Here is a 25,099-nt window from a genome sequence, read left to right as displayed (position 1 = left end):
TGAAAAATTTCTTTACATTCTAAATATAAAATATGAGTTAATTGAATAGAAATTATTCAATTACGCGAGGGACAAGGTATAGACCTGCTTCTGTAGCAGGGGCTACAGCCTGATATTCATCACGATGATTCGTTTCGGTGACCACATCGGCACGTAAAGGCTGAGGATTGTCAAATGGGCTCTTTAAAGGCTCAACATTATCGGTATTAATGCCTTTTAAGCTTTCCATCATACCAAGGATTTTATTTAAACTTTCAGCATATTCAGTAGATTGCGAGTCGCTTAGTGATAAGCGAGCAAGGTGCGCGATTGCTGAAACGGTCTGTGCATTTAAGTCCGTTGTCTGCTGAGCATCAGATGATGTAGACATAACTTTACCTAATTCAGTATCAAAAAATTGCAAAATATCGTGCGTTATAATAAGCGATTGACTTGTTCAAAGCATCACATTTCGTTAAAGTTGCCACCTTGCATCCATACAAAGTTTAATTGAGAACGCCCCCGTGATTCTAAAACGACTAATTGGCCTGTTTTCGCCGGATTTAGCCATTGATTTAGGTACTGCAAATACACTTATTTATGCACCAGGCCGTGGCATTATATTAAATGAACCAACTGTGGTGGCAATTCGCCATAGCGGTTCGCAAAAAATTGTTGCTGCTGTAGGTCTTGATGCTAAACAAATGTTAGGTCGTACACCAGCGAATATATCAGCAATTCGTCCTATGAAAGACGGTGTAATTGCTGATTTCGAAGTAACTGAAACCATGTTGAATCAGTTCATCGGCAAAGTACATGAAAAGCGTTTGTTCCCACCTGCGCCACGTGTTGTGGTGTGTGTGCCATGCAAATCAACTTTGGTTGAGCGTCGTGCAATCCGTGAAGCAGTATTTAATGCTGGTGCGCGTGATGTACGCTTGATCGAAGAGCCAATGGCGGCAGCGATCGGTGCAGGTATGCCAGTTGAACAAGCATGTGGTTCGATGGTCGTAGATGTAGGTGGTGGTACCACTGAAATCGCAATTATCTCGCTACAAGGTTGCGTATACGCAGATTCACTTCGTATCGGTGGCGATGTATTTGATGAACAAATCATTAATTATGTTCGTAAAGCACATGGTTGCGTGATTGGGGAAACAACGGCTGAAGTCATCAAGAAAGAAGTCGGCATGGCTGTAACAGATGGCAAAACACTTGAAATCGAAGTACGTGGTCGTAACTTGGCTGAAGGTGTACCTCGTGCTATCACTGTAACTTCTGATGAAATTACCCAAGCGATTGCTGATCCATTACAAAGCATTGTAAGTGCAGTTAAATCAGCTCTTGAACAGACACCTCCTGAACTTTCTTCGGATATCGCAGAGCGTGGTATCGTGTTGACTGGTGGTGGTGCATTGCTTCGCAACTTAGATAAGCTTCTTGCTCAAGAAACTGGTCTTCCAGTTGTTGTTGCAGAAGATCCTTTAACTTGCGTGACACGTGGTGGCGGTAAAGTTTTAGAATTCTTTGATAATCCAAACCATGACATGCTTTTTGTTGGCTAAATCATAAGGACTAGGCGGTGCAACCGAATCTTTTTTCAAGACAACCGCCATCTTTTCGCTCATTTGTCATTGCGGTAATTACATGCTTGGTTGTGCTGTTCTTTGACTGGCGCATGCCTTATGTGATTCAACCTGCAAGGGATGTCTTGTATGCCGCGTATAATCCAATTTATGCGCTGGCAAGCTATCCTGTACTGTCGAGAGAATGGCTTAACCAACAAACCAAATCTGAAGCCCAATTGCGCCGTGAAAACACCGCAATGCAAGCTGAACTTCTACAAGCTCAAGTTCGATTACAGAAACTATCTGAACTCTCTGCGGAAAATAACCGTTTAAGAGGGCTTTTGGATACGCCATTAATTATTGATGGGCGTATGCAGATCGCAGAAGTGATTGGAACAGATGCTGATCCATTACGTCACATTATTATTATCAACCGTGGTTCTGTTGATCATCTAAAAGTTGGACAAACAGTTTTGGATGATAAAGGGATTATGGGGCAGTTGGTTGATGTCTATCCGCATAGTTCACGCGTCATGTTGCTTTCTGATAAGGAACATTCATTGTCTGTTCGCTTAGAGCGTACGGGGATGCGAGCGATCGTTTCTGGTAAAGGCGATTTAGGGCAACTCAAAATGGATTATGTCCCAACCAGTGCCAATATTAAAATCGGGGATAAGGTCTTTAGTTCAGGTTTAGGTGAACACTTTCCTGCGGGTTATTTAGTCGGAACAGTGTCTAAAGTGAGTCGTCATACATCGGGTGAATTCGCGGAGATTGGTGTTCAACCAGCAGCACAATTGGCCAGTGGTCATCACGTCGTGATTCTGTTTTCAGAGTCTTTAGCGAAGGAGCAACCTTATGCCGATCGCTAGACTAAATTATGAGAAACGAAAAGATCCACTTTGGATGATCATTATTTCGATTTTGATTGGTTCAGTACTGCTCATCTATCCAATTTCATATGAAGCAGCGGGTTGGCGCCCGCCAATCATGATGATGATCATGTTGTTTTGGATTCTTTATCAGCCTGTATGGTGTGGGGTGTGGTTTGCATTTGCAATAGGGATTTTTACTGATCTATTGCTCGATGCACCACTGGGATTGAACGCACTTAGTTTTGTGTTTATTACGTTTGGAACACGTTATTTTATTCGCGAAAGACGTATTCTCACTTTTGGCAATTCATGGGTAATTGCGATACTTGCGATTATCGCGCATTTGTTGTTTTTATGGATTAGTCAGACTATTTCAGGTACTCATTTCTCAATTGCTCGTCATTGGCAACCTATTTTGACGACAACTTTGGCATGGCCTGTTGTGTATTACTGTTTACATAAATGGCGAATATAATTCTTGCGTCAAGCTCGCCTCGACGGCAGGAGCTGTTAACACAACTGGGCTTGGACTTTAAGGTTCATAGTCCTGATGTGGATGAGACGGTTTATCCTGATGAAAGCGTTGAGTGTTATGTTGAACGCTTGGCTCGTGAAAAAGCCCAAGCTGTTTTAACTCTGTATCCTGATGCAATTGTGATCGCTGCTGATACCAGTTTGAGTTTTGCAGGTAAAATTATTGGTAAGCCTGATTCAAAACAGCATGCTTTTGAGATTTGGACTCAGTTATCAGGTCAATGGCATGACGTATATTCAGGCATATGTGTTGCATCTCGATCTAAAATGTTAAGTGATGTGGTGCGTACTCAGGTTGAATTTATGCAGCTTAGCTCAAGCGTAATGGAAGCGTATTGGGACACGGGTGAACCTATAGGCAAAGCAGGGGCATATGCTATTCAAGGTATTGCTGCGCGATTTATTCCTCAAATAAGAGGAAGTTATAGCAATGTTGTGGGTTTGCCTTTACATGAGACAGCACAGTTATTAGAAAGCGTTAAGGCATTTGGCTAATACACTTTCGGGTATAAGAATTTTTATAAAAGTTTTGAGTTGGTTATGGCAGAAGAATTGCTGATTAATGTTACGCCGATGGAATGTCGTGTAGCTTTAATTGAAAACGGTACAGTAAACGAGTTATTTGTCGAACGTACTGTGAAACGTGGTCTCGTGGGGAATATCTATAAAGGTAAAGTTGTGCGTGTGTTACCAGGCATGCAAGCTGCTTTTGTGGATATTGGTTTATCTCGTACAGCATTTCTACATATCAACGACATGGTTTGGCCGCGTTCACAGCCTACGCCAAATGTTTTCGAGCTATTGCATCCTGGACAGACCCTTACTGTTCAAGTGATGAAAGATATGTTGGGGACTAAAGGCGCACGCCTGAGCACTGATCTTTCAATACCTTCTCGTTATTTGGTTTTGATGCCATATGGAAATCATATTGGTGTATCGCAACGTATTGAACAAGAAGAAGAGCGTGACCGTTTACGCGGTATTATTGAGCATATTCAGACTGAACATAAACTACCTGGTAGCGTGATTGTACGAACTGCAGCTGAAGGCGTGGATGAAGCTTCGATTGCTCAAGATATGTGTTATCTGAGTAAATTATGGGAATTTATTCAACGCAAACAAAAAGAAGTTTCTACACCAGAGCTGATATTCGAAGAACTACCTCTACCTCAACGTATTGTTCGTGATTTAGCTAGCGATGAAACTGCCAAAATATATGTCGATTCACGGGAAATTCATGGCAAGTTGAGTGAATTTGTCCATGAGTTTGTGCCTTCTATTGAAAACCGCTTAATCCATTATCCTGGTGAAAAACCGTTATTTGATTTATATAACGTTGAAGAAGACATCCAAAAAGCATTACAGACGCGTGTCGCATTGAAGTCTGGTGGTTATTTGATGATTGACCAGACGGAAGCGATGACCACGATCGATGTAAATACTGGGTCGTATGTGGGTGGTCGTAGTTTAGAAGACACTGTATTTAAAACCAATATGGAAGCAACACAGGTAATCGCACGCCAACTTCGTTTGCGGAATCTGGGTGGTATCATCATTATTGATTTTATTGACATGCAAGAAGCCGAGCATCGTGCCGATGTCATGCGACAGTTTGAGAAAATGCTAGAGCGCGATCATGCTAAAACCAAAATTACTCAGGTTTCTGAGCTTGGTTTGGTCGAAATGACGCGTAAAAGAACACGCGAGTCTTTAGAACATTTGCTTTGTGAATCCTGCCCAACTTGTCAGGGGCGTGGATATGTGAAAACAGCAGAGACAGTGTGTTACGAAATATTTCGAGAAATTCTGCGTTATGCACGTGCTTTTGATTCGAAGAGTGGCTTTACTGTTGTTGCGCATCCAGCCGTGATTGATCGACTTTTAACAGCAGAAGCCCCAGCCGTCGCGGATTTAGAGCATTTTGTGAACCGCGTCATAAAATTCCAAGTTGAAAATTTATATACGCAAGAGCAATACGATATCATTTTAAGCTAAAGTTGTAACAAGATTTCGCTTAATCCTTGTTACAACTGAAATTTTACTTTCTATCACGAATTTTAAATACTAGAACCATAAGATTAGCCATAGGCATCTTCGGATGTCTTAGCCAACGATAATGAGGTCTATAATTATGAATGTGAGTGAAAGATTAGTGAACCACGGTTTTAAACATGTTTTGGATAGTAACCCAGTAAATACATGTTACATGGTGGATAGCCAAGGTAAAGAAGTGCAGATCACAACTGCGATGATTCGATCAGCCTGCCATCAGCTTTTACAGCGTTGCAGAACGATTAAAAAATAAGGGGCAATTTAAAGCCCCTTAATTTTTTCAGGTCTAACCTTCGGCTGCCTGTTTAGGCAAACTCAAAATTGCGCTTTCAAAGCGTTGAATTTCGTCTTCTAGATGAGTCAGTAAGTTTTGCATTTTAGGTAATGCATTACGGCAAGCAATTAAACCCACTTCTAATTTATCTAAATAACTGGTCATTGTGATATTTAACGCCTGACCATCCATCACAATTGATGCTGGATAAAGTGCATCAAGCTTCGCTCCATTCCAATACAAAGGTTCACGTGGACCAGGTACATTGGAAATCACAAGGTTAAATGCTTGGCGTTTAGGCAACATACCCGAAACAATATTGAGTCCTGCTGGACCATATACAAGCGCACTATAATTCAAAATTTCATTGGCTGTCATACGGCTAAAACGTTGTTTAGAGTTTTGCACGCTACGACGAATGATTTGCAGACGCTCGATAGGATCTTCAATGTGTGTTGCTAGATTTGCCAAAATCATGGTGATGCGGTTACTTACATCAGAATCATCTGTACGCAGTGAGGCTGGAACCATTGCGATAAGCGGTTTCTTTGGTAAGCTTTCATGGCTAATTAGGTATTCACGTAAAGCACCAGCACAGACTGCTAATACAACGTCATTGATCGTCACACCTAATGATTTAGCAATATTACGGAAACGATCAAGCTCAAAAGATTGAGCTGCAAAACGACGTGAAGAACTGACACGTTGGTTTAAAATCGAAGGTGGTGCTTGGAATGTTGAAACGTAATCTGGATTTTTACCAATTTCTTTGAAGATGGTTTGTGAAAGCTCTTGCATGACTTTCGGCGTTACTTCAAGTTGTGACTTGATACCATCCATAATGCCTTTAATTTTACTAACAGATGGTGGTTTTGGTGCTTTTAAACGTTTTGTACGTTTACCCTCAACACACCACAAAGGCACTACATGCTTTTCATTTGGATCTTTAGATAATGATTTTTCAATTAGACGCATACCCGCTACGCCATCGACCATCGCATGGTGGATTTTGAAATACATTGCAAAGCGATTGCCTTCAATGCCTTCAATAATATCACATGTCCAAAGTGGCTTAGCACGATCAATCAATGAGCTATGCTGTTGTGAAATATAAACCAGTAATTCACGAATACGGCCAGGGTTGGGCAGGGCGATATGGCGGAAATGGTGGTCAATATCAAACTCTGGATCTTCTCCCCAAAAAAGACCATTGAGCTGATTATTGAACGGTGGCACAGGAATGCTTTTGGATTGACGAATATCTTGAACTAAGTCATGTACAAAAGTAGGTGACGCATTTTCTGGAATCTCAAATAGAAAAAGACCGCCAACATGCATTGGCTGTTGTCGTTTTTCTAGAGATAGAAAAATGAAATCAATAGGGTGTAATGGGCGCATAGCAGATATAGCCTCTCATTGCATTTTTTCTAAGATACTCTTGGAGCTCTTAATTAGAATTATTGAACCGTTAAACGAAGTATATACGGTTTGTTCTGGTTAAAATATGACTTTGTACACAGTAGTCAATAAAAATAAAACCACTGATGAATCAGTGGTTTTAGTTATTAATCTCGTGATTTTTTATTTTTTGAGATTGCCTGCATGAAGCCCGCATTCTTTGTGGGTCGCTTCTTCCCACCACCAGCGACCTTCACGTTCGTGTTGGTTCGGGAGAACTGCGCGTGTGCATGGCTCACAACCAATGGAAATAAAACCACGTTCATGTAGTGGGTTGTATGGAATTTCCATCATGCGGATGTAACTCCACACATCGGCACTTGACCAGTTTGCAAGTGGGTTGTATTTAATAAGTTGTTTACCTTCACCTGAGAACCCAACGTCAGCTTGAACTACAGGTACATCACTACGTGTCGGGCTTTGATCTTTACGCTGCCCTGTAATCCAACCATCTAAAGTCGCTAATTTTTTGCGTAGAGGTTGTACCTTGCGTACACCGCAGCATTCTTGATGACCATCTTCAAAAAAGCTAAATAGCCCTTTTTCATTGACCAATTGTTGCACTGCAGCAGATTCGGGAAAACAAATTTCAATATTGATATTATAGTGTTTACGGACTGTTTCGATGAATTGGTAGGTCTCTGCATGCAAACGACCCGTATCTAAACTGAAAACACGAAAAGGTTTGCCAATTCGAGATGCGATGTCAATGAGAACCACATCTTCTGCACCTGAAAATGAAATAGCAATTTCACCTTCTTGACTCAAGGCTAATTCTAAAATTTCTCTTGGTGATTTATCTGCATATTCAGCAGCGAGCGCATCTACATGGTCAATAGTCGGAATAACAGTCATAGGTGTTCCTGGCGAAAGGCTTGGGTACAATTGTAAATCATTCTAAGCAAAGCCATTTGCTTGTCTTCGATTTTAATCTTGCAGAATAAAATCGTTTTATTTAACAACAGCGCAAAAAATGAAAATCTTAATGGTATGATACAGCAATTTTTAATCAACATTGGATGCATTCATGGAAATCGTATGCCTAGACCTTGAAGGGGTACTTGTACCAGAAATCTGGATTAACTTTGCCAAGAAAACAGGAATTAAAGAATTAGAAGCGACGACGCGCGATATTCCAGATTACGATGTTTTAATGACTCAACGTTTAAACATTTTAAAAGAGCATGGTTTGGGTTTAAATGATATTCAAGCTGTGATTGCTGATATGGGACCATTTGAAGGTGCAAAAGAATTTGTTGAATGGGTACGTACACATTTTCAACTCATTATTTTGTCAGATACGTTTTATGAATTTGCGCATCCGTTAATGAAACAACTGGGTTGGCCAACGATTTTCTGTCACAAACTTGAGACAGATGAGAATGGTATGATTACGGCATATAAATTACGCCAGCCTGATCAGAAACGTCAAGCGGTGAAAGCATTACATGGTTTAAATTTCCGTGTAATTGCGGCAGGTGATTCTTATAATGATACGACCATGTTGGGTGAAGCGGATCATGGTTTCTTATTTGATGCGCCAGAAAATGTGATTGCTGAATTCCCACAGTTTCCACCTTTGCATGGCTATGAGGCACTAAAACAAGCGATTCGTGCTGTTTCACAACGCGATATTCCAGAATAATTAAAATTTCTAAGCTTTTTATGAAAGGTAAAGGAAATTTAAAAATAAAAGGCGCTTCTAAGCGCCTTTTATTTTTTTACTATTTATTAAAATTTATAACCGATTTTCAAACCATAAGCGATCGCATCATTATTTTCAAACTCAGCTACGTAGTTTGGCGTATTAAATTGAGAACCTGATTGAGCTTTAGCATCTCCTAACCAGAAATACTTTACGCCACCAGCAATAAAGTAATTCGGGGCAGGGCTATATTGAACTCCTAGGCCTACATTCCAATAACCTTCTGTTGGTCCGAGTGTTGTAACTGGGTTACCTGCACCAGAATCCCAACCTACAGATACATTACCAGCCCAATGATCATTGACTTTACGACCTACGCCGGCAGTTACAGAATATTGGTCGTCAGCATAAGCTACTAGGTCAAATCCATCTTTTTTACCAGTTGAGTCTACAACTGGTTTTTGTTGTGATGCAAAACCAAATTTAGGAGGTCGTACTGAGAAATCTTTCCAATTGACCCAACGTAAATTAGCAAAAGCAATCGTATTTGCCATAATTCCTGTTTGGAAATCTAAATTGACCGATTGTGGTGTTGTAATGTCTGTATTCTCATTGGGTAAAGCATTTAGACCATTAAATAACCCAGCACTCTTAAAATGTTCAGTCGTTTCAGCTGAATGCTTTATTTTTGAACGATATGTTGCAGATGCTTTTAACGCAATTTCTGGAATTTGATATGCAGCACCAGCTAACCAGCCCAATTCACCATTTTCCTTAGTAATAAAATTATAGCCACCGAAGGTCGCACTACCCCCGTATGCTGTGCCTCGAAGTTGTACATCGACAGTTACGGTCTGATAGACAGGACCCGCATATAAGTTGAAATTCTTATTTGGCTGAAAACCAAAAATTAATGATAAATTTTGTGTATCAACTTTAGCGCTAGTTGTTTCAATACCATTATGGAATGTACCTTGTCCTGCTAAAGCTGCAGCAGCTGGAGGTAATGTGTTTGGAAGTTTTTCTGGAGTTAGAGAATATTTTGCTTTTGAGCCAAAAGGTTGGTCGTAAATGAAACCAAATGAAAATTGATCTGTAACTTGAAGTTTGAGTGCAGCTTGGACAGTCTGGTACGATTCTGCCATCTCACCGACTGAAGCATTTGAAATTGGTGAACCAATAAATGGATAATTATCTTTGGTTTTTCCTGATACATTTGGATCAAGAACTGAAATACCTGCTTCAAAATAGTTGCCTGCTTGTAAAAAAGGGGCAATAGATTGACCTGAACGGTCTAAAGCTGCCGCAAAAGCTGAAGTGGTTGGGAGTAAGCTAAGTAAAAGAGCGTGCTGAATCGCATTAATCTTCATTGGTATTTTCTCTCATATCACTCTGTAACAAGAATGTTGCGAAAAGTAACATAATTTTTATGGCTCAAAATATTTTACAAATGTCCATAAATGAACTGATAAAGTCATGAAAATTTCTTGAGAAGTGTAGTGTTATATACTATTCGGTTTATTTGTAAATTCTTGTTAAGACTTTGATTAATCATGTTTTTCTATATTTTAAGAATAATCCATAATAAATTTTGAATAGTATTTATTTTTAGCATAGCAATAAAAAAGACCATCAAATGATGGTCTTTTTTTATTGGATGTGTTGATTAGAAACGGTAACCGATTTTCATACCATATGCGATTGCATGGTTATCGGTGAAGTCTGCAAGATAGTTATCAGTGTTAAATTGAGCACCAGATTGAGCTTTAGCATCACCCAGCCAGAAGTATTTCACACCACCAGAGATAAAGTAGTTAGCTGCTGGACTAAATTGAACGCCTACACCAAGATTCCAATAACCTTCTGTTGGACCAAGTGTTGTAATAGGGTTTCCTGCACCAGAATCCCAGCCTACAGAAACATTACCAGCCCATTGTTCATTTAATTTACGACCAACACCTGCATTTACAGACCATTGATCATCAGTGTAGGCAACTAAATCAAATCCTTTTCCACCAACTGCAGCTGTCGCTGCATTAGCTGCAACACCAAATGCATAAGGACGGATTGCAAAATCTTTCCAATTTACCCAACGAGCATTTGCGAATGCAACAGTGTTCGCCATAATACCTGTTTGAAGATCTAAGTTTACAGATTGAGGCGTAGTGATATCTGTAGAACCTGTAGCATTATTTAAAATCGCTGCGATTGGTCCAGCACCAGCAGATGACTCATCAACATTAACTTTATGTTTAATTTCAGAGCGATATGTAACAGAAGCTTTTAAAGCAATTTCAGGAATTTGATATGCAGCGCCAGCTAACCAACCAGCAGCAGAATCTTCTGGAATATCGGCATTATAGCCACCAAAAGCATTTATCCCACCATAACCAGCACCACGTAATTGAACATTACCTTTTACAGTTTGGTAGACACCACCTGCATAAAGATTAACGTTCTTAATCGGTTGAACACCAAAAAGCATAGAGATGTTTTGTGTGTCAACTTCAACTTTTGTATTGCCTGCAGCATTAGTAAATAATGTTGAATCTTGATATTCAGCATCTGCACCAAATGGTTGATCATAAATTAAACCAAATGATAAGTAATCAGTTAATTGCAATTTGAGTGCAGCATTATAGAACGTGTAATCATCGCCCATATCGCTGATGCTTTGGCTACCTGTTGCAGTAGTTGATTTACCTTCTACAGTTGGATCTAGAACCGAAAGACCAGCTTCAAAATAATTACCTGGTTGGAAAAAAGCTGACATTGATTGACCTGAGCGGTCTAAAGCTGCTGCAAAAACTCCAGTTGCAGGTAGCGTCGCTAAGATCATGGCAGTGCTAAGATGTTTTAATTTCATTTTAAATCTTTCCTTGAATTTCAAGATTTTCTAAGTAAAGAAGCTATGATTGGCACGCCAAACTGATTATTAAATGTATTTGGCTATAACTTCATGTAACAAAAATACCATAATTAGAATAAGAGTAAATGTTCTAAATGAACTATCCAGTACGAATGATTGCATGAAAATGGATAAAAAAAATGCTATAAATAATTATATACATATGTGTTTTTATTGATAATATGATGAAATATATAAAGTATTAGTTTGAATTTTCGTACTCAAATAATTGCATTTTTGCAAAAAAAAAAATTTCTATTAGGTCAAAGATTTTTTGTAAAAAATTAGATTCTATCTACATAATTTGTCATATATGTGCAAATTCTCTGATCAAATAATTTTACATATAAATTTTACAGAAAATTTACGCGGTTCACTTTTTCTAACATAGAGAATTTACGCAGTCAATTTCCATACTAGTGCTGACTTATTTTTTTAATGGCATGTGCTATGTGGGAATTTATTTCCGTATTTATCCTTGCATTGGTTTTAGCCTATCCATTAGGACGCTATCTTGCAGATGTGATGCAAGCTCAACCAATGAGAAGCGATCGTTTCTTTAAATGGATCGAACAACCAATTTATTCCATTTTGAACGTGAAACAAGTGGGTATGAATTGGCGACAATATCTTGGTGCATTTATCCTCAGTAATCTTTTGTTGTTGGGTATAAGTATAGCGATCTTGATGACGCAAGCTTGGTTACCGTTGAATCCAGATCGTATTCCAAATATGAATTGGGATTTAGCAGTACACACAACGATTTCATTTCTAACCAATACCAATCAGCAGCATTATTCAGGACAAGCTCAATTGTCTTATCTGTCGCAAATGACAGTGATTGTTGGTTTGCAATATTTATCTCCAATTATGGGTTTGGCTTTACTAACAGCCATGTTAAGAGCTTTATTTTTACAGCCCAAAGATCAAGCTTTGGAAAATATTGAACCCAAAAATGCGTCACAAATTAATCTTGGAAATTATTGGATGGATATGATCCGACCACTGTTCCGATTCTTTATTCCTTTGGGTTTAGTTTTTTCTCTATTACTGACTTTTCAAGGTGTGCCATCAACACTTTCTGCTGGTCCAACTGCGCAAGTTTTAGATCGAAGTACTGAAGTTCAGACCCAGCATATTCCTCTTGGACCTGTTGCACCAATGGTGGCGATCAAACAATTAGGCAGTAATGGTGGTGGTTGGTATGGTCCAAACAGTAGTGTCCCTTTAGAAAATCCAACGCCATTATCAAATGTGCTGGAGATGCTTGCGATCTTACTGATCCCAATGTCAGTTGTATTTATGCTGGGGCGTTTTGTGCAACGCAAAAAATTAATGTGGATGATTTTGGGCACAATGTTGTTGATGTCATTGGTTTCCACCGTATTCATATTATGGGCTGAAAAATCATCTTTAATCCCAAATACGGCGTTAATGGAAGGTAAAGAAGTCCGCTTTGGAGCTGAAGCCTCTGCATTATGGGGAAGTTTAACCACACAGGTGAATAATGGTTCGGTCAATATGATGCATGACTCAGCTTCACCATTAACGGGTTTGGTTGAGCTATCCAATATGCTGATCAATGCCATTTGGGGTGGGATTGGTTGTGGTCTATTACAGTTCTTTATCTATCTATTTTTAGCTGTATTTATTGCAGGTTTGATGACAGGTCGCACGCCTGAATTATTTGGACGAAAAATTGAAGTCACTGAAATTAAGTTATTGGCATTGGTCATTCTTATACAACCTGTGGTGATTCTTGGTTTGACTGCAATCGCCATCGGTTTTCCATCTTTAACAGGAAATTCAAACCCTGCATCGCATGGTATTAGCCAAGTCTTTTATGAATATGTTTCTGCATTTGCCAATAATGGTTCTGGTTTTGAAGGCTTAGCCGACAACACTGTATGGTGGAATTTAAGTACCAGTGTTGCGTTATTAGCAGGTCGTTATAGCGTGTTGATCATTCCAGTTTTAATTGCAGTCAGTCTCGCAACCAAACCTAAAGCAGATGAGACCAAGGGTTCTTTACAGATTGAGTCGCCTACATTTGCGCTGACCTTAATTGGAATTGTACTGATTTTAACGCTATTGCAATTTATGCCAGTGTTGGTGATTGGACCAATTGCTGATTATTTATCTGTAAAGATCTAGTGGAGCAAGCACCATGAATCTCTCTAATGCGACACAAATGGATATCTTGAATAAAGAAATTATTCAGCAAACCTTTTATAAATTATTACCACAGCATGCCTTTAAAAATCCTGTGATGGCATGTGTTTGGATTGGAACGGTATTAACCATCGTGGCAACGTTGATGGGTAGCACCAGTTTTGGATTTGGTATTTTACTGAGCTTGATCTTATTGATAACCATTTTGTTTGCAAATTATGCAGAAGCAGTGGCAGAAGCTAAAGGGCGTGGACAGGCATCTTCTTTACGCCAAGCCCGTGAAAACTTAATGGCAAATAAAATTGCTGATCTGAATGCTACAGCAACGATGATTTCTGCAAATTTATTAAAAAGAGATGATTTGGTGATCATCAAAGCAGGTGAAATCGTACCTGCGGATGGTGAAATCATTCAAGGTTTTGCCACAATTAATGAGTCGGCGGTGACAGGTGAGTCTGCACCTGTATTACGTGAAGCCAATACGGATCGGTCAGGTGTGATTGGTGGTACCAAAGTTTTATCTGATCAAATTATTGTTCGTGTCAGTAATGAGGCAGGCAATAGTTTCTTAGATCGCATGATTGCTTTGGTTGAGGGTGCAAATCGTCAAAAAACACCGAATGAAATTGCGTTGAGTATTTTACTCAATATCATGACCATTACTTTTATTGTTGTGGTTGCCACATTACCGTTTATTGGTTCTATGGTGGGGATCAAAATCAGTCTAGTGATGTTGATTGCATTATTGGTCTGTCTCATTCCAACAACAATTGGTGGTTTGTTGCCTGCGATTGGGATTGCAGGGATGAACAGAGCCTTAAAAGCCAATGTGTTGGCGAAGTCAGGTAAGGCTGTTGAGGTTGCTAGTGATATTGATGTATTGCTGTTGGATAAAACAGGCACAATAACCTATGGTGATCGCCAAGCAACTGCTTTTTATCCATTGGCTGGTGTGAGTCCAAGTGAATTACGCCAAGCAGCAATGCTCACGTCTTTTGCTGACCCAACGCCTGAAGGTAAATCGGTCGTGAGTTTAGGTAAAGAAATGGGTGAAAGTATCCGTGAACCTAAAGACGCAGAATTTATTCAGTTTAGCGCTTCAACACGGTTATCTGGTGTTGATTTAGCGACAGGGCAAAAGATTCGCAAAGGCGCAGTGGATGCGATTCTAAAATTTACCCAGCAAGAGATTAAAGACAATATTGAGCTGAAAACTCGTGTAGAGCAAGTCGCATCCAAAGGCGCAACGCCATTGGTTGTTGCATCGAATCATACAATTTTAGGTGTGATTGAATTGTCGGATGTGATTAAACAAGGGATTAAAGAGCGCTTTGCATTGTTACGAGAGATGGGGATTAAAACCATCATGGTAACAGGGGATAATCCTTTGACCGCAGCCGCAATTGCCGCTGAAGCAGGTGTAGATGATTATATTGCTGAAGCTCGACCTGAAGATAAATTAGCTTGTATTCGTAAAGAACAAGCCGCAGGAAAATTGGTCGCGATGGTTGGCGATGGAACCAATGATGCACCCGCTTTGGCACAAGCCGATATTGGTTTAGCAATGAACTCAGGCACGCAAGCTGCAAAAGAAGCGGGAAATATGGTCGATCTAGATTCTGATCCAACCAAATTGCTTGATGTGGTAGAAATTGGTAAGCAGCAGTTGATTACCCGCGGTGCTTTAACCACATTTTCTTTAGCAAATGATGTGTCTAAATACTTTGTGATTTTGCCTGCATTGTTTGCCGTTGCGATTCCTCAGCTTGGTGTCTTGAATATTTTGCAATTGAATAGCCCAAGTAGTGCGGTGATTTCTGCATTGATTTTTAATGCACTGATCATTCCGATGTTGATTCCTTTAGCGCTCAAAGGGGTGCAATTTAAACCTGCCAGTGCCTTACAGCTATTGCGTCGTAATATGTTGATCTATGGCGTAGGTGGTGTGGTTTTCCCTTTTATTGCGATCAAATTGATTGACCTTATTGTGTCGTTGTGGATTTAGGAGTGCATCATGAATACATTAGAAAATCTTCCCTTATCGACTGAAGCACAATCCTTTTTTCGGTCTAGTCTGGGTTTAGTACTGGTTGGGTTCTTGGTCGCAGGTGTATTGTATTGCAGTGTGAGTGTATCTTTGGCTCAATTGTTATTTCCAAGACAGGCCAATGGTAGTGTCATCGAGTTAAATGGAAAAATTGTCGGGTCAAGCTTGGTGGGACAGGATTTTGCGAGTGAACAATATTTCCATAGTCGTCCAAGTGCTGTGAATTATAATGTGGATGGTGTGGCGGGCAGTAACTTGGCGGTTTCTAATCCTGAATTGCAAAAGCAAATTAAAGAAAGAACCTTGCAGTTTGCTCAAAACAATCAAATCCTTGAGCAACAGGTACCAGCAGAGATGATCACTGCATCGGGTAGCGGGATTGATCCAGATATTTCACCTGAAAGTGCACTATTACAGGTGAAACGTGTGGCACAGCAACGTGCTTTACCCGAGCAGAAAGTGAGAGATTTGGTGCAACAACAAATTCAACCTGTTCAATTGGGCTTGTACGGGCAGGCACGAGTCAATGTGCTTCAGCTCAACATCGCTTTAGATCAATTGTCATCAACCTCACGTTGATAGAGCTGAGCCTATGCAGATCGACCGAAATAACAAAGCAGATGCATGGTTGGCACATAGCCAACGTGAACAATCTGGACGTTTAACCATTTTCTTGGGTGCGGCACCTGGCGTGGGCAAAACCTTTGCCATGTTGTCGAGAGCACATGAGTTGATGCGACAAGGTCATCATGTGCTGGTAGGCGTGGTCGAAACGCATGGTCGAGCTGATACGGAAGCTTTGATTCAAGGGTTGAATGTTGTTCCTAAAAAGACTGTTGAATATCAAGATCGATTTTTAGATGAAATGGATCTTGACCAAATTCTGAAGTTAAAACCTGAAATTGTTTTGGTCGATGAACTCGCACATCGAAACGTGCCCAATAGCCGTCATGAGTATCGTTGGCAAGATGTGAATGAACTATTAGATGCGGGTATTGATGTGTATAGCACATTGAATATTCAGCATCTCGAAAGTTTGAATGATGTGGTCTATCAAATTACGGGCATTCGGGTAACAGAAACGGTGCCTGATGCATTATTAAAAAGATTAAAAGATATTCGCTTGGTTGATCTGCCTGTACCTGAACTATTGGAGCGTATGAATCATGGCAAAATTTATTTAGCGGATGTCGCTCCACATGCCTTGCAAGGCTTTTTTAAGCCAGCCAATCTTACTGCTTTACGAGACCTTGCGATTCAAACAGTTGCAGGGCAGGTGGATATTGATTATCGGGAGAAATTTGTAGCTCAGGGACAAATTATTCCGATTCAAAATCATGTCATGTTAGCCATCGATGGAACTGAATTTTCTGAAGATTTGGTCAGACGAGCACATCGGATTGCTGAAAGGAGGAATGCAACTTGGAGTGTGATTTCAATTCAAAAAAGCAAGATTGAAAACACGCAAAGCTTTGCTGTCACTAAAGCATTTAATTTGGCACGTAAGTTAGGAGCAGATACCTATTTATTGTATAGCAATCAAATTGCAGCAACGATTTTACAGGCTGCTTATGATTATGGCGCATCTAATATTCTATTGGGCAAGAGCGCTAAAAAATCTTTATGGCAACGTTTATCTTCAGATCATATTGCTGATCAGCTTTTAGAAAAACAACATCCTTTTGAGATTACTTTTGTTCAGCCTTTAAAGTCTAAGTCGCAGGAGTTAAAAAACTCACTACTTGATATGGCTCAGTCTGAGCAGAAATTTAGTGTTGACCATAAAGAATTATTAGAAAGTTCATTCATTATTTTATTGGGATTGATGATTGCTGCGATCAGTGACCGATTTATTGGATATAGTGATTTAGCATTAATCTTTATTGTCACGGTCTTGCTTGTCGCAATTCGAGCAAAAATGTTGATTACGCTTGCTAGCGTATTTATTTGTTTTTTACTCTATAACTACTTTTTTATTGAACCACGTTTCACATTTATGATTAGTGCTGAACGCGGTGTGATTACAATTATTACTTTTATTATTTCAGCACTTTTGGTCGGACGCTTAGCAAATCAATTGCGTGCTCAGGTTTTGAGTTTACGTGCTGCCAATTCAGCTTCACTGCAATTACAGGAGTTAGAAAGAAAGTTATCCAGCTGTGTCGATATTCAACAGGTTCTAAATATAGCTAAGCAACACTTAGAAAGCTCATTAAACGCATATGTATGGCTAAGAGTTGGTACTCAAGTTTCTGGTGAAATCTCGGTTCTAAATGAGAAAGATCAAATCGCGGCAGATTGGGCTCAAAAAAATGTAAAACCTTGTGGACGTTTTACCAATACTTTAACGCAGACAGAGTGGTGGTTTAATCCACTGAATCTTGTCGAGAGTCATGGGGTTATTGCAATTCGCTTTCGGGACCATCCACAGGCACTCAGTTTTGAACTACAGCGTTTGACTGAGTTGATGATCGAAGATATTGCGCAAACCTTGTCTCGTGTACAGTTATCTTTGCAATTGGAAAATTCAAGAGTTGTAGCTGAAACGGAAAAGCTTCGTTCAGCTTTATTGTCTTCAGTTTCCCACGATTTACGTTCGCCGTTGGCGGCAATGATTGGTTCAGCAGACACGCTTAAATATTATAGCGAACAAATGCCTGAGATAGATCGGCATGAATTATTAGATACCATTCATATAGAAGGTGAGCGCTTAGATCGCTATATTCAAAATCTTTTGGATATGACTCGTCTAGGTCATCAAGGTTTGACTTTAAGTCGTGCTTGGATTGGTGTTAATGAGTTAATTACTTCTGCAACTGAACGTTTAAAACGATATCAACCTCATGTAAGCATTAAGACCACATGTGCTGAGGAGCTTCCTCAGTTATATGTACATCCCGCTTTAATTGAACAAGCTATTTTTAACGTTTTAGAAAATGCAGCTAAATTCTCTCCAGATAATGTGCCGATAGAGGTGAACATTCAGCAGGTTGAGAGCTATTTACAGATCGAGATAGAAGATCAAGGTACCGGCATTCCTGAAAATGAACGAGAACAGATTTTTGATATGTTCTATACCATGCAAAGAGGTGATCGGGGTAAGACAGGAACAGGGCTTGGTCTTTCGATCGTAAAAGCGATCATCGGTGCGCACATGGGAAGTATAGAGGCTCAGAGTGGCAGACATGGTCATGGCACAGTTATTCGAATACGATTACCACTACATCAGGATTAAATACAGTTTTTATGCCGCAATTACTCAACTCAGACATGGCGATTCTCATTATCGATGATGAACCACAAATTCGAAAATTTTTGGATATTGCTTTGCGTGCACAAGGTTATCGAGTGCAAGTTGCTGAAAATGGTATGAAGGGTTTAGAGATTTTAGCTACACGAGGTGCTGATCTTTTGATTCTAGATTTGGGGTTGCCCGATATGGATGGCCATGACGTACTGAAAGAATTGCGTCAGTGGTCTGATATTCCAGTCATTGTGCTTTCTGCTCGACCTGATGAAAACCAAAAAATTAAATTACTGGATGCGGGGGCAAATGATTACGTTACCAAGCCTTTCAGTATTCAGGAACTCTGCGCGCGTATGCGTGTCTTGTTTCGTAATAAAGCGCCAACATCAGAGCAGAAGACGGTGTTTAACGATGGGAAACTGTTTGTTGATATTGCTGAACATATAGTTCGAGTTGATAATGAAGAAGTTATTCTAACTAAAAAAGAAATACAGCTTTTGGCATTACTGATTCGCCACCAAGGAAAGATTGTTACCCAAAAACAAATCATGGCTGAGCTATGGGGTGTCAGCCACGAAGAGGATACTCACTACCTCCGAATTTTAGTTAAAAAATTGCGTACTAAGATAGCTGATTCAGCACTCACGCCATCTTATATTTTTACAATTGCAGGCGTTGGATTACGTTTTTTAGATCCAAACTAAGGAAATAACCTGTTCATTCAGTTAAAAAAAGAGAGTTTAAAACTCTCTTTTTTTTTCAATTTTATTTGAGATTTGGATCGCCCTTTTTCAAAAAGAAATGCAAAGCGAGTTTTTGTACCCAAGTTCCGTAGGGTGGATAGAATAATTGGGTTGGGAAAAAGCGCTGACGGGTAAAAATAGTTTTTGCATGCGAAAGCTCTCGGAAACCTTCAACACCATGATAAGTTCCCATACCTGAATTCCCTATACCGCCAAAAGGAGCATCATGGTTGACTACATGCCAACCCCAATCATTGATCGTCACACCACCTGAATGAGTTTGTTTTAAAATATAGTCATGTTCATTGGCATCATGGGTAAAGCAATACAGTGCTAATGGGCGTTCACCCACTTTGATGTAGGTAATCGCATCATCAATCGTATCGTATGCAACGACTGGTAGGATGGGGCCAAATAATTCTTCCTTGAGAATGCGCATATCTGCTGTGCAATTCAATACAAGATGTACAGGCATACGACGAGCATCACGTTCTGGATGATATTCACCACATACAATAACCTCAGCACCTTTAGCCTTTGCATCCTCAAGTATCTCAAGCAGTCTTTTTAAATGACGATCATTGACGATGGAGGTGTAATTGCTATTTTCATCAATTGTGTTGCCATACATAGATGTGAAATGTGATTTACATTGTTCAGCAAACGCAATTACTTTTTCTTTTGGAACAAGTGCATAATCTGGTGCAACACAAATTTGCCCACAGTTGGTCGCTTTTCCATGCAGGATACGCATGGCTGCATCAGCTAAGGGATAATGACGACTCACTAAAGCTGGTGATTTACCGCCTAGTTCTAAGGTGACTGGGGTTAAATTCTCTGCCGCAGCACGCATTACCACACGACCGATCGCGGGTGACCCTGTGAAAACGATATGATTGAAAGGTAGGGTCGTGAATAGCGAAGGATCGGTAATTTCCTCGCCAAAAATAGCGACTTCATCTTCACTAAAAACTTCAGCAAGCATGCGTTTCATAACAGCATTAGTCGCAGGTGTGATTTCAGGTAATTTGATCATGACCCGATTGCCAGCAGCCAAGGCTGCCACCAATGGTCCTAAAGCCAAGTAAACAGGGAAATTCCAAGGTACAACAACACCGACCACACCTTTAGGTTGATATTGGACTCTAAGTCGATTTGATAAAAAAAGTAATTCAGTGCTTCGTTTGCTTGGACGCATCCATTTTCTTAGATGGCGGATCGCATGTTCAGCCTCTAGAACAGAACCAAGTAAATCGAGCAGTTTAGATTCATCGATTGATCGAGAACTAAAGTCGGTATTAATGGCTTCGGCGATGACATCTTGATAACGAATAATTTGCTTTTTTAGCTTAAATAATTTGCTACGTCTTGAATCTAAATCGGGATATGGAAGAGCATTAAATGCGGAACGTTGTTGGTTGAAGATGTTAAAAAGTTGCTCATGGGCAGTATCGCGGTGTCCCTGAGATTCATAAAGATTCATTTTTTGTTCCTTCCATGCGTTATGTCTTTGTTTTATATCGTTTAGGATCAAACTATATATGATTATAATTAAAATTATGATTTTAGACAGTATTCTTTTTTTGATTGTAATGTTATCCGTTAGAATGTTTTTTAAGGATTGTTTTAAATAATATTTTTATTATAAAAATATAGATTTTTAATAAATAAATCTTTTTTGGATTTTTATTCTTTTTTCGGGTGTTAAATAATTGTTTGAATATTAATCTGGTCTCTGTTGTGTGTTATTTATTCATTATATGTGTTTTTCTAATTAGGTTTATTTATTTTAATTGTTATATTAATAAAATAGTTAAAAAATAACCAATATTTGCACTATTATATTGCATAGATGTGGTAAATATATAGTATTTTTAAATATTATTTTAACTAATTTTTTATCATTTGGTCGTATTTGTTTTTATATAAAAGTATTAAAATCAATAACTTGTTTTTGATTGTTGATATTATATGTTTTTTGTTTATTTTTCATGTGAATGTATTTGTTGATTGTTATAATAAAATTAAATGAATTATTTTGATTTCTATCGCATAGAATCTCGGCTGGGTTAGGAGTTAACCAGTCACAATATTAATTATGCTAAGGATTGCTTAAAATGCTTACTTTTTTAGGTATTAGCATGATCATGTGCTTTATGTATTTGATCATGTCAAAACGTCTTAGTGCGTTAGTTGCATTAATTTTAATCCCATTCTTATTTGCAATTATTGCATGGGGATTGGGTTTTTATTTTGAAAGTCTTAGTCATATTCAATTAGCCGAGCTCGGCAATACCATGTTAGATGGTATTAAAAAACTTGCACCAACGGGCGTAATGCTTCTTTTTGCAATCCTTTATTTTGCATTGATGATTGATACAGGGTTGTTTGACCCATCGGTTAGATGGATTCTGAAGAAAGTCAAAGGTGATCCACTCAAAATTACCCTAGGAACTGTTTTTCTAACCTTATTGGTTTCCTTAGATGGTGATGGTTCCACGACATACATGATCTGTGTTGCAGCCATGATGCCACTATATAAACGTGTTGGCATGAATCCACTCATTATGACTTGTTTGATGTTGTTGTGTAGTGGCGTTATGAATCTTACGCCGTGGGGTGGTCCAACAGCACGTGCCGCAAGCGCGTTGCAAGTGGATGCAAGTGAAGTATTCATTCCAATGATTCCCTCGATGATCGTTGCGGCTGCTTGGCTATTTTTCTTGGCTTATCTGTATGGTATGTACGAACGTAAACGTTTAGGTGTTATTGAGCTGGTAGATATTAGTCATGCTGATGATATCTCGATCTCAAAAGACCCTGATGCGCAACGTCCACATTTACGCTGGTTCAACGGTATTTTAACCTTGTTGTTGATGGCATCTTTGGTGAAAGGGATTTTACCGATGTCGATCTTATTCATGCTTGGTTTCTGTATTGCTTTGGTTGTGAATTATCCATGCGTAAATATGCAGAAAAAACGTATCGCGATGCATGCAGACAGTGTGCTTGCAGTCGTGGGTGTGATTTTTGCGGCGGGCGTATTTACGGGCATCTTATCGGGTACAGGTATGGTTGAAGCGATGTCGAAAGGCTTCGTCGCGATTATTCCACCAAGTATGGGACCTTATCTTGCACCGATTACAGGTGTATTGAGTATGCCACTCACATTCTTTATGTCGAATGATGCTTTTTACTTCGGTGTGCTACCGATTTTAGCTGAAGCGGCTTCGCATTATGGTATTCCACCTGTTGAGATTGCGCGCGCATCGATTATTGGTCAGCCGATACACTTATTATCACCACTTGTTCCTTCAACTTATTTGTTGTGTGGTTTGGCAGCTGTGGAATTGGCAGATCATCAAAAATTCACTTTGAAATGGGCATTTATTACCTGTTGCGTATTGATGGGTAGTGCTTTGATTTTCGGTGTTTTCCCTTTTTATCATATGTAATTAAATTCTCGGAAAACTCATGTGTTGATTGAAATACATGAGTTTTCTCAAGTACTCACAATTCTTTTTTAAATCATAATTTTGCTGATATCAGCGAAATATGGGTTCTTTTTGTATTTTTTAGATGGTTAGGATGACTAGAATGAAGATGAAAATTGTATGTGCAGCGATCTTAAGTGTTGTCACTAGTTCAACATTTGCAGCACCAAAACTCTATGGTGAGATAGATGCAAGTTTAGATTATTTACCTGAAAATAATGCTAAATCATCTGATCGCGATGTATGGAAAATTAATAGCAATAGTTCATTTTTAGGCATTAAAGGCGAAGAAAAATTATCTGATCGTTTGAGCGCTGTCTATTTAGCAGAGTGGGCATTTTATGCTGATGGCGACAAGACTGATTGGTCTCAAAGAAATCGTTATATTGGTTTAAAAGATCAGCATTTAGGTACTATTAAAGTCGGTAAGCATAATACTCCGCTCAAAGAGTTATCCAGTCCTGTCGATAGTTTTAATAACTATATAAGTAATAAAGCCGATATCACAGGCATTATGACAGGAGAAAATCGTGTCAATAATGTGGTGGTGTACGACTCTCCAGAGCTAGCTTTTCAAGGCGGTAATATTGAAGCCAGTGTTTTGTTGGCTACAGGTGAGAGTCGAGGTATTGAAGATGATAAACGCGGTGGTGTAAATACGGCTGGACGTGGATTAGGGGATGCATGGTCTGCTTCTTTGAGTTATAGCCATCCTTTATTTTTACTTGGCGTTGGTTATGACAAAGCTATTCCAAGTGATTTTTTGGGACACGGTTTATTAAATGCAAAAGATACAGAAACCAATGTAGATGAGGTTTTTGCAGCGGCAAATACATTGCGATTAATTGGTCGAATCACACCTGTTGAGGGATTGATGATCAAAGCGCTTTATCAAACTTCTGAAGTTGAAAATAAACTTGGAAATGATGAAGCTGCTGCAAATATTGATGATTCTAATGGTTGGTTGATTGGTGCTGAGTACAAAGTACCAAATTATGCCAATTGGACAGTCAAAGCTCAGTATAGTCAGAATTCAACTTCATTTAAAACAGAACAGGCAGATTTTGATGCTCAGCAAATCTTGTTGGGTTTAGATTATGCTTTCAACAAACAAGTTAAAGTCTACGGATATACAGGTTATTCAACTTTTGAACAGGCTGATGCTAAGGATAAGCAACCTGTTGTGGGTACTGGCTTAGAATTTAAATTTTAAATCGATAAGACATTCTTGCAAATAGTTCTAAATGTTTCTATTTGCAAGAATAATTCTCAGTTACAAAAGTAAGTTTTTGATATCAATAATAATGTGAATAGTAAAGTATAATGATTTCATCATTCTTTCATCTTACTTGCCTACATTAAAACGAGTTTCTTTGTGATAGATATCAAGACCGTGGATAAACATAATATGATCTTTGAGGAAACAAATATTTATTTGTTTCATAGTATCAATTCACTTGCGACCCAATTCCCTATCATAGACAAGATCGCAGTTTTTTTAGCGGATGATCTAAATACTGTTTTTATCAGTTTGCTGGTTTTGATGCTGGTTCTAAAATGGAAAACACATCATCTAATCTTTGCTAAAACCTTATTTATAGTGCTTATCTCTTTGATATTAAGTGACTTAATCGAATATTTTTATCATCATCCACGTCCATTTCAGTTGGATTTAGGACATAAGCTGATAGGGCATGGCTTGAGTTCATCTTTTCCTAGTCAGCATACGCTAACCGTTGTCATTATTGCATTTGCTTATCTACTTGCTGGATTTAAGACAATTGGAATTATTGGCTTGTTCGTCAGTCTGGTTGTTGGTTTATCTAGAATTTATGTCGGTGTTCATTTTCCATTTGATGTGGTTGGTTCGTTTTTAATCGGTTTTTTACTGGTTGTTTTTAGCAACTATATGTTGAAAGAAATGAGCTTGCGTATAAGACGAATGAGGCTACAGCAGTTGTTTGATTAAATAGAAAATGCGATTTAATATTAGACTTCTTGCAAAAATCAAAAAACGATCAACGTTTTGTTTGTTTTTTATCCACATTAAAAAGTCATGTTCTACTATCATGAGTACATGAAATATGAAAAAGTAAAGATGCT

Annotated in this window: 21 protein-coding genes; 15 read left to right on the top strand and 6 right to left on the bottom strand. The window is 39.0% G+C overall.

Annotated elements, in window-relative coordinates; translation table 11 throughout:
- Positions 1–52: 52 nt before the first annotated feature.
- A complete protein-coding gene (gene gatC, locus ACSC97_RS02690) occupies positions 53–370 on the bottom strand; it encodes an Asp-tRNA(Asn)/Glu-tRNA(Gln) amidotransferase subunit GatC (RefSeq protein ID WP_004908649.1) in 318 nt (105 codons plus the stop codon).
- A 133-nt stretch (positions 371–503) separates the two neighbouring features.
- On the opposite strand from gatC, the gene ACSC97_RS02685 reads away from it, so the two are divergent.
- From ACSC97_RS02685 to ACSC97_RS02660, 6 genes are all read left to right on the top strand, one after another.
- Positions 504–1,544: a rod shape-determining protein gene (locus ACSC97_RS02685; RefSeq protein ID WP_004908648.1), complete on the top strand. Its 1,041-nt coding sequence runs from the start codon at positions 504–506 to the stop codon at positions 1,542–1,544.
- A gap of 17 nt (positions 1,545–1,561) precedes the next feature.
- Complete coding sequence (gene mreC / locus ACSC97_RS02680) at positions 1,562–2,419, top strand: rod shape-determining protein MreC (protein ID WP_004908644.1); 858 nt, start codon at positions 1,562–1,564, stop codon at positions 2,417–2,419.
- Positions 2,406–2,897, top strand: coding sequence for a rod shape-determining protein MreD (gene mreD / locus ACSC97_RS02675; protein WP_004908641.1), 492 nt, complete (start codon positions 2,406–2,408; stop codon positions 2,895–2,897). The genes mreC and mreD overlap by 14 nt, the downstream gene beginning before the upstream one ends.
- Complete coding sequence (locus ACSC97_RS02670; protein ID WP_436659196.1) at positions 2,885–3,451, top strand: Maf family nucleotide pyrophosphatase; 567 nt, start codon at positions 2,885–2,887, stop codon at positions 3,449–3,451. The genes mreD and ACSC97_RS02670 overlap by 13 nt, the downstream gene beginning before the upstream one ends.
- A gap of 45 nt (positions 3,452–3,496) precedes the next feature.
- The gene (gene rng, locus ACSC97_RS02665) at positions 3,497–4,951 is read left to right on the top strand and encodes a ribonuclease G (RefSeq protein ID WP_019383818.1); all 1,455 of its coding nucleotides are present in this window, start codon (positions 3,497–3,499) and stop codon (positions 4,949–4,951) included.
- 136 nt (positions 4,952–5,087) lie between these two features.
- On the top strand, positions 5,088–5,261 hold the full coding sequence (locus tag ACSC97_RS02660) for a PA1571 family protein (RefSeq protein WP_004775299.1): 174 nt from the start codon (positions 5,088–5,090) through the stop codon (positions 5,259–5,261).
- Between the two features lie 33 nt (positions 5,262–5,294).
- Here ACSC97_RS02660 and ACSC97_RS02655 read toward each other — a convergent pair whose 3' ends face one another.
- Together ACSC97_RS02655 and ACSC97_RS02650 are read right to left on the bottom strand one after the other, a co-directional pair.
- The gene (locus tag ACSC97_RS02655; RefSeq protein WP_004950647.1) at positions 5,295–6,680 is read right to left on the bottom strand and encodes a WS/DGAT/MGAT family O-acyltransferase; all 1,386 of its coding nucleotides are present in this window, start codon (positions 6,678–6,680) and stop codon (positions 5,295–5,297) included.
- Between the two features lie 183 nt (positions 6,681–6,863).
- On the bottom strand, positions 6,864–7,595 hold the full coding sequence (locus tag ACSC97_RS02650; protein ID WP_004950650.1) for a phosphoadenylyl-sulfate reductase: 732 nt from the start codon (positions 7,593–7,595) through the stop codon (positions 6,864–6,866).
- Between the two features lie 172 nt (positions 7,596–7,767).
- Between ACSC97_RS02650 and thrH the strand changes: the two genes are divergently transcribed.
- Positions 7,768–8,385 (top strand): bifunctional phosphoserine phosphatase/homoserine phosphotransferase ThrH, encoded by a 618-nt coding sequence (thrH, locus tag ACSC97_RS02645; protein ID WP_087543234.1) that lies wholly within the window; start codon positions 7,768–7,770, stop codon positions 8,383–8,385.
- Between the two features lie 86 nt (positions 8,386–8,471).
- On the opposite strand, the gene ACSC97_RS02640 is transcribed toward thrH, so the two are convergent.
- Positions 8,472–9,755, bottom strand: coding sequence for a transporter (locus ACSC97_RS02640; RefSeq protein ID WP_436659191.1), 1,284 nt, complete (start codon positions 9,753–9,755; stop codon positions 8,472–8,474).
- 296 nt (positions 9,756–10,051) lie between these two features.
- Positions 10,052–11,251 carry an OmpP1/FadL family transporter gene (locus tag ACSC97_RS02635; RefSeq protein WP_436659189.1) on the bottom strand — a complete coding sequence of 400 codons (1,200 nt, stop codon included), beginning with the start codon at positions 11,249–11,251 and terminating at the stop codon, positions 10,052–10,054.
- A 492-nt stretch (positions 11,252–11,743) separates the two neighbouring features.
- On the opposite strand from ACSC97_RS02635, the gene kdpA reads away from it, so the two are divergent.
- Genes kdpA through ACSC97_RS02610 form a run of 5 tightly spaced genes read left to right on the top strand, consistent with a single transcriptional unit; the run spans position 11,744 to position 19,463 of the window.
- Positions 11,744–13,447, top strand: coding sequence for a potassium-transporting ATPase subunit KdpA (kdpA, locus tag ACSC97_RS02630; protein WP_436659187.1), 1,704 nt, complete (start codon positions 11,744–11,746; stop codon positions 13,445–13,447).
- A gap of 13 nt (positions 13,448–13,460) precedes the next feature.
- Positions 13,461–15,470: a potassium-transporting ATPase subunit KdpB gene (gene kdpB, locus ACSC97_RS02625; RefSeq protein ID WP_436659185.1), complete on the top strand. Its 2,010-nt coding sequence runs from the start codon at positions 13,461–13,463 to the stop codon at positions 15,468–15,470.
- A 9-nt stretch (positions 15,471–15,479) separates the two neighbouring features.
- On the top strand, positions 15,480–16,091 hold the full coding sequence (gene kdpC / locus ACSC97_RS02620) for a potassium-transporting ATPase subunit KdpC (RefSeq protein WP_436659183.1): 612 nt from the start codon (positions 15,480–15,482) through the stop codon (positions 16,089–16,091).
- Positions 16,092–16,104: 13 nt separating this feature from the next.
- Complete coding sequence (locus ACSC97_RS02615; RefSeq protein WP_436659181.1) at positions 16,105–18,747, top strand: ATP-binding protein; 2,643 nt, start codon at positions 16,105–16,107, stop codon at positions 18,745–18,747.
- An 11-nt stretch (positions 18,748–18,758) separates the two neighbouring features.
- The gene (locus ACSC97_RS02610; protein WP_436659179.1) at positions 18,759–19,463 is read left to right on the top strand and encodes a response regulator; all 705 of its coding nucleotides are present in this window, start codon (positions 18,759–18,761) and stop codon (positions 19,461–19,463) included.
- Positions 19,464–19,524: 61 nt separating this feature from the next.
- Here ACSC97_RS02610 and ACSC97_RS02605 read toward each other — a convergent pair whose 3' ends face one another.
- Positions 19,525–20,985 carry a coniferyl aldehyde dehydrogenase gene (locus ACSC97_RS02605; RefSeq protein ID WP_125298514.1) on the bottom strand — a complete coding sequence of 487 codons (1,461 nt, stop codon included), beginning with the start codon at positions 20,983–20,985 and terminating at the stop codon, positions 19,525–19,527.
- A 634-nt stretch (positions 20,986–21,619) separates the two neighbouring features.
- Here ACSC97_RS02605 and ACSC97_RS02600 point away from each other — a divergent pair.
- From ACSC97_RS02600 to ACSC97_RS02590, 3 genes are all read left to right on the top strand, one after another.
- Complete coding sequence (locus ACSC97_RS02600) at positions 21,620–22,957, top strand: CitMHS family transporter (protein WP_004908617.1); 1,338 nt, start codon at positions 21,620–21,622, stop codon at positions 22,955–22,957.
- Between the two features lie 142 nt (positions 22,958–23,099).
- Entirely contained in the window at positions 23,100–24,209 is a 1,110-nt protein-coding gene (locus tag ACSC97_RS02595) for a porin (protein ID WP_436659176.1), read from the top strand.
- A 195-nt stretch (positions 24,210–24,404) separates the two neighbouring features.
- Positions 24,405–24,965, top strand: coding sequence for a phosphatase PAP2 family protein (locus ACSC97_RS02590; RefSeq protein WP_004963780.1), 561 nt, complete (start codon positions 24,405–24,407; stop codon positions 24,963–24,965).
- The last annotated feature ends 134 nt before the right edge of the window (positions 24,966–25,099 follow it).

The organism is Acinetobacter sp. P1(2025) (assembly GCF_051390655.1).
Taxonomy (GTDB): Bacteria; Pseudomonadota; Gammaproteobacteria; order Pseudomonadales; family Moraxellaceae; genus Acinetobacter; species Acinetobacter junii.
The sequence above is the reverse complement of the archived record's forward strand: the minus strand, read 5'-3'. Positions and strand labels throughout refer to the sequence as shown.

Excerpts from the sequence above, each read along its gene's own strand:
- gatC (WP_004908649.1), bottom strand. The coding sequence starts at position 370 with ATGTCTACATCATCTGATGCTCAGCAGACAACGGACTTAAATGCACAG.
- mreD (WP_004908641.1), top strand. The coding sequence starts at position 2,406 with ATGCCGATCGCTAGACTAAATTATGAGAAACGAAAAGATCCACTTTGG.
- ACSC97_RS02670 (WP_436659196.1), top strand. The coding sequence starts at position 2,885 with ATGGCGAATATAATTCTTGCGTCAAGCTCGCCTCGACGGCAGGAGCTG.
- rng (WP_019383818.1), top strand. The coding sequence starts at position 3,497 with ATGGCAGAAGAATTGCTGATTAATGTTACGCCGATGGAATGTCGTGTA.
- ACSC97_RS02660 (WP_004775299.1), top strand. The coding sequence starts at position 5,088 with ATGAATGTGAGTGAAAGATTAGTGAACCACGGTTTTAAACATGTTTTG.
- ACSC97_RS02655 (WP_004950647.1), bottom strand. The coding sequence starts at position 6,680 with ATGCGCCCATTACACCCTATTGATTTCATTTTTCTATCTCTAGAAAAA.
- ACSC97_RS02650 (WP_004950650.1), bottom strand. The coding sequence starts at position 7,595 with ATGACTGTTATTCCGACTATTGACCATGTAGATGCGCTCGCTGCTGAA.
- thrH (WP_087543234.1), top strand. The coding sequence starts at position 7,768 with ATGGAAATCGTATGCCTAGACCTTGAAGGGGTACTTGTACCAGAAATC.
- ACSC97_RS02640 (WP_436659191.1), bottom strand. The coding sequence starts at position 9,755 with ATGAAGATTAATGCGATTCAGCACGCTCTTTTACTTAGCTTACTCCCA.
- ACSC97_RS02635 (WP_436659189.1), bottom strand. The coding sequence starts at position 11,251 with ATGAAATTAAAACATCTTAGCACTGCCATGATCTTAGCGACGCTACCT.
- kdpA (WP_436659187.1), top strand. The coding sequence starts at position 11,744 with ATGTGGGAATTTATTTCCGTATTTATCCTTGCATTGGTTTTAGCCTAT.
- kdpB (WP_436659185.1), top strand. The coding sequence starts at position 13,461 with ATGAATCTCTCTAATGCGACACAAATGGATATCTTGAATAAAGAAATT.
- kdpC (WP_436659183.1), top strand. The coding sequence starts at position 15,480 with ATGAATACATTAGAAAATCTTCCCTTATCGACTGAAGCACAATCCTTT.
- ACSC97_RS02615 (WP_436659181.1), top strand. The coding sequence starts at position 16,105 with ATGCAGATCGACCGAAATAACAAAGCAGATGCATGGTTGGCACATAGC.
- ACSC97_RS02610 (WP_436659179.1), top strand. The coding sequence starts at position 18,759 with ATGCCGCAATTACTCAACTCAGACATGGCGATTCTCATTATCGATGAT.
- ACSC97_RS02605 (WP_125298514.1), bottom strand. The coding sequence starts at position 20,985 with ATGAATCTTTATGAATCTCAGGGACACCGCGATACTGCCCATGAGCAA.
- ACSC97_RS02600 (WP_004908617.1), top strand. The coding sequence starts at position 21,620 with ATGCTTACTTTTTTAGGTATTAGCATGATCATGTGCTTTATGTATTTG.
- ACSC97_RS02595 (WP_436659176.1), top strand. The coding sequence starts at position 23,100 with ATGAAGATGAAAATTGTATGTGCAGCGATCTTAAGTGTTGTCACTAGT.
- ACSC97_RS02590 (WP_004963780.1), top strand. The coding sequence starts at position 24,405 with ATGATCTTTGAGGAAACAAATATTTATTTGTTTCATAGTATCAATTCA.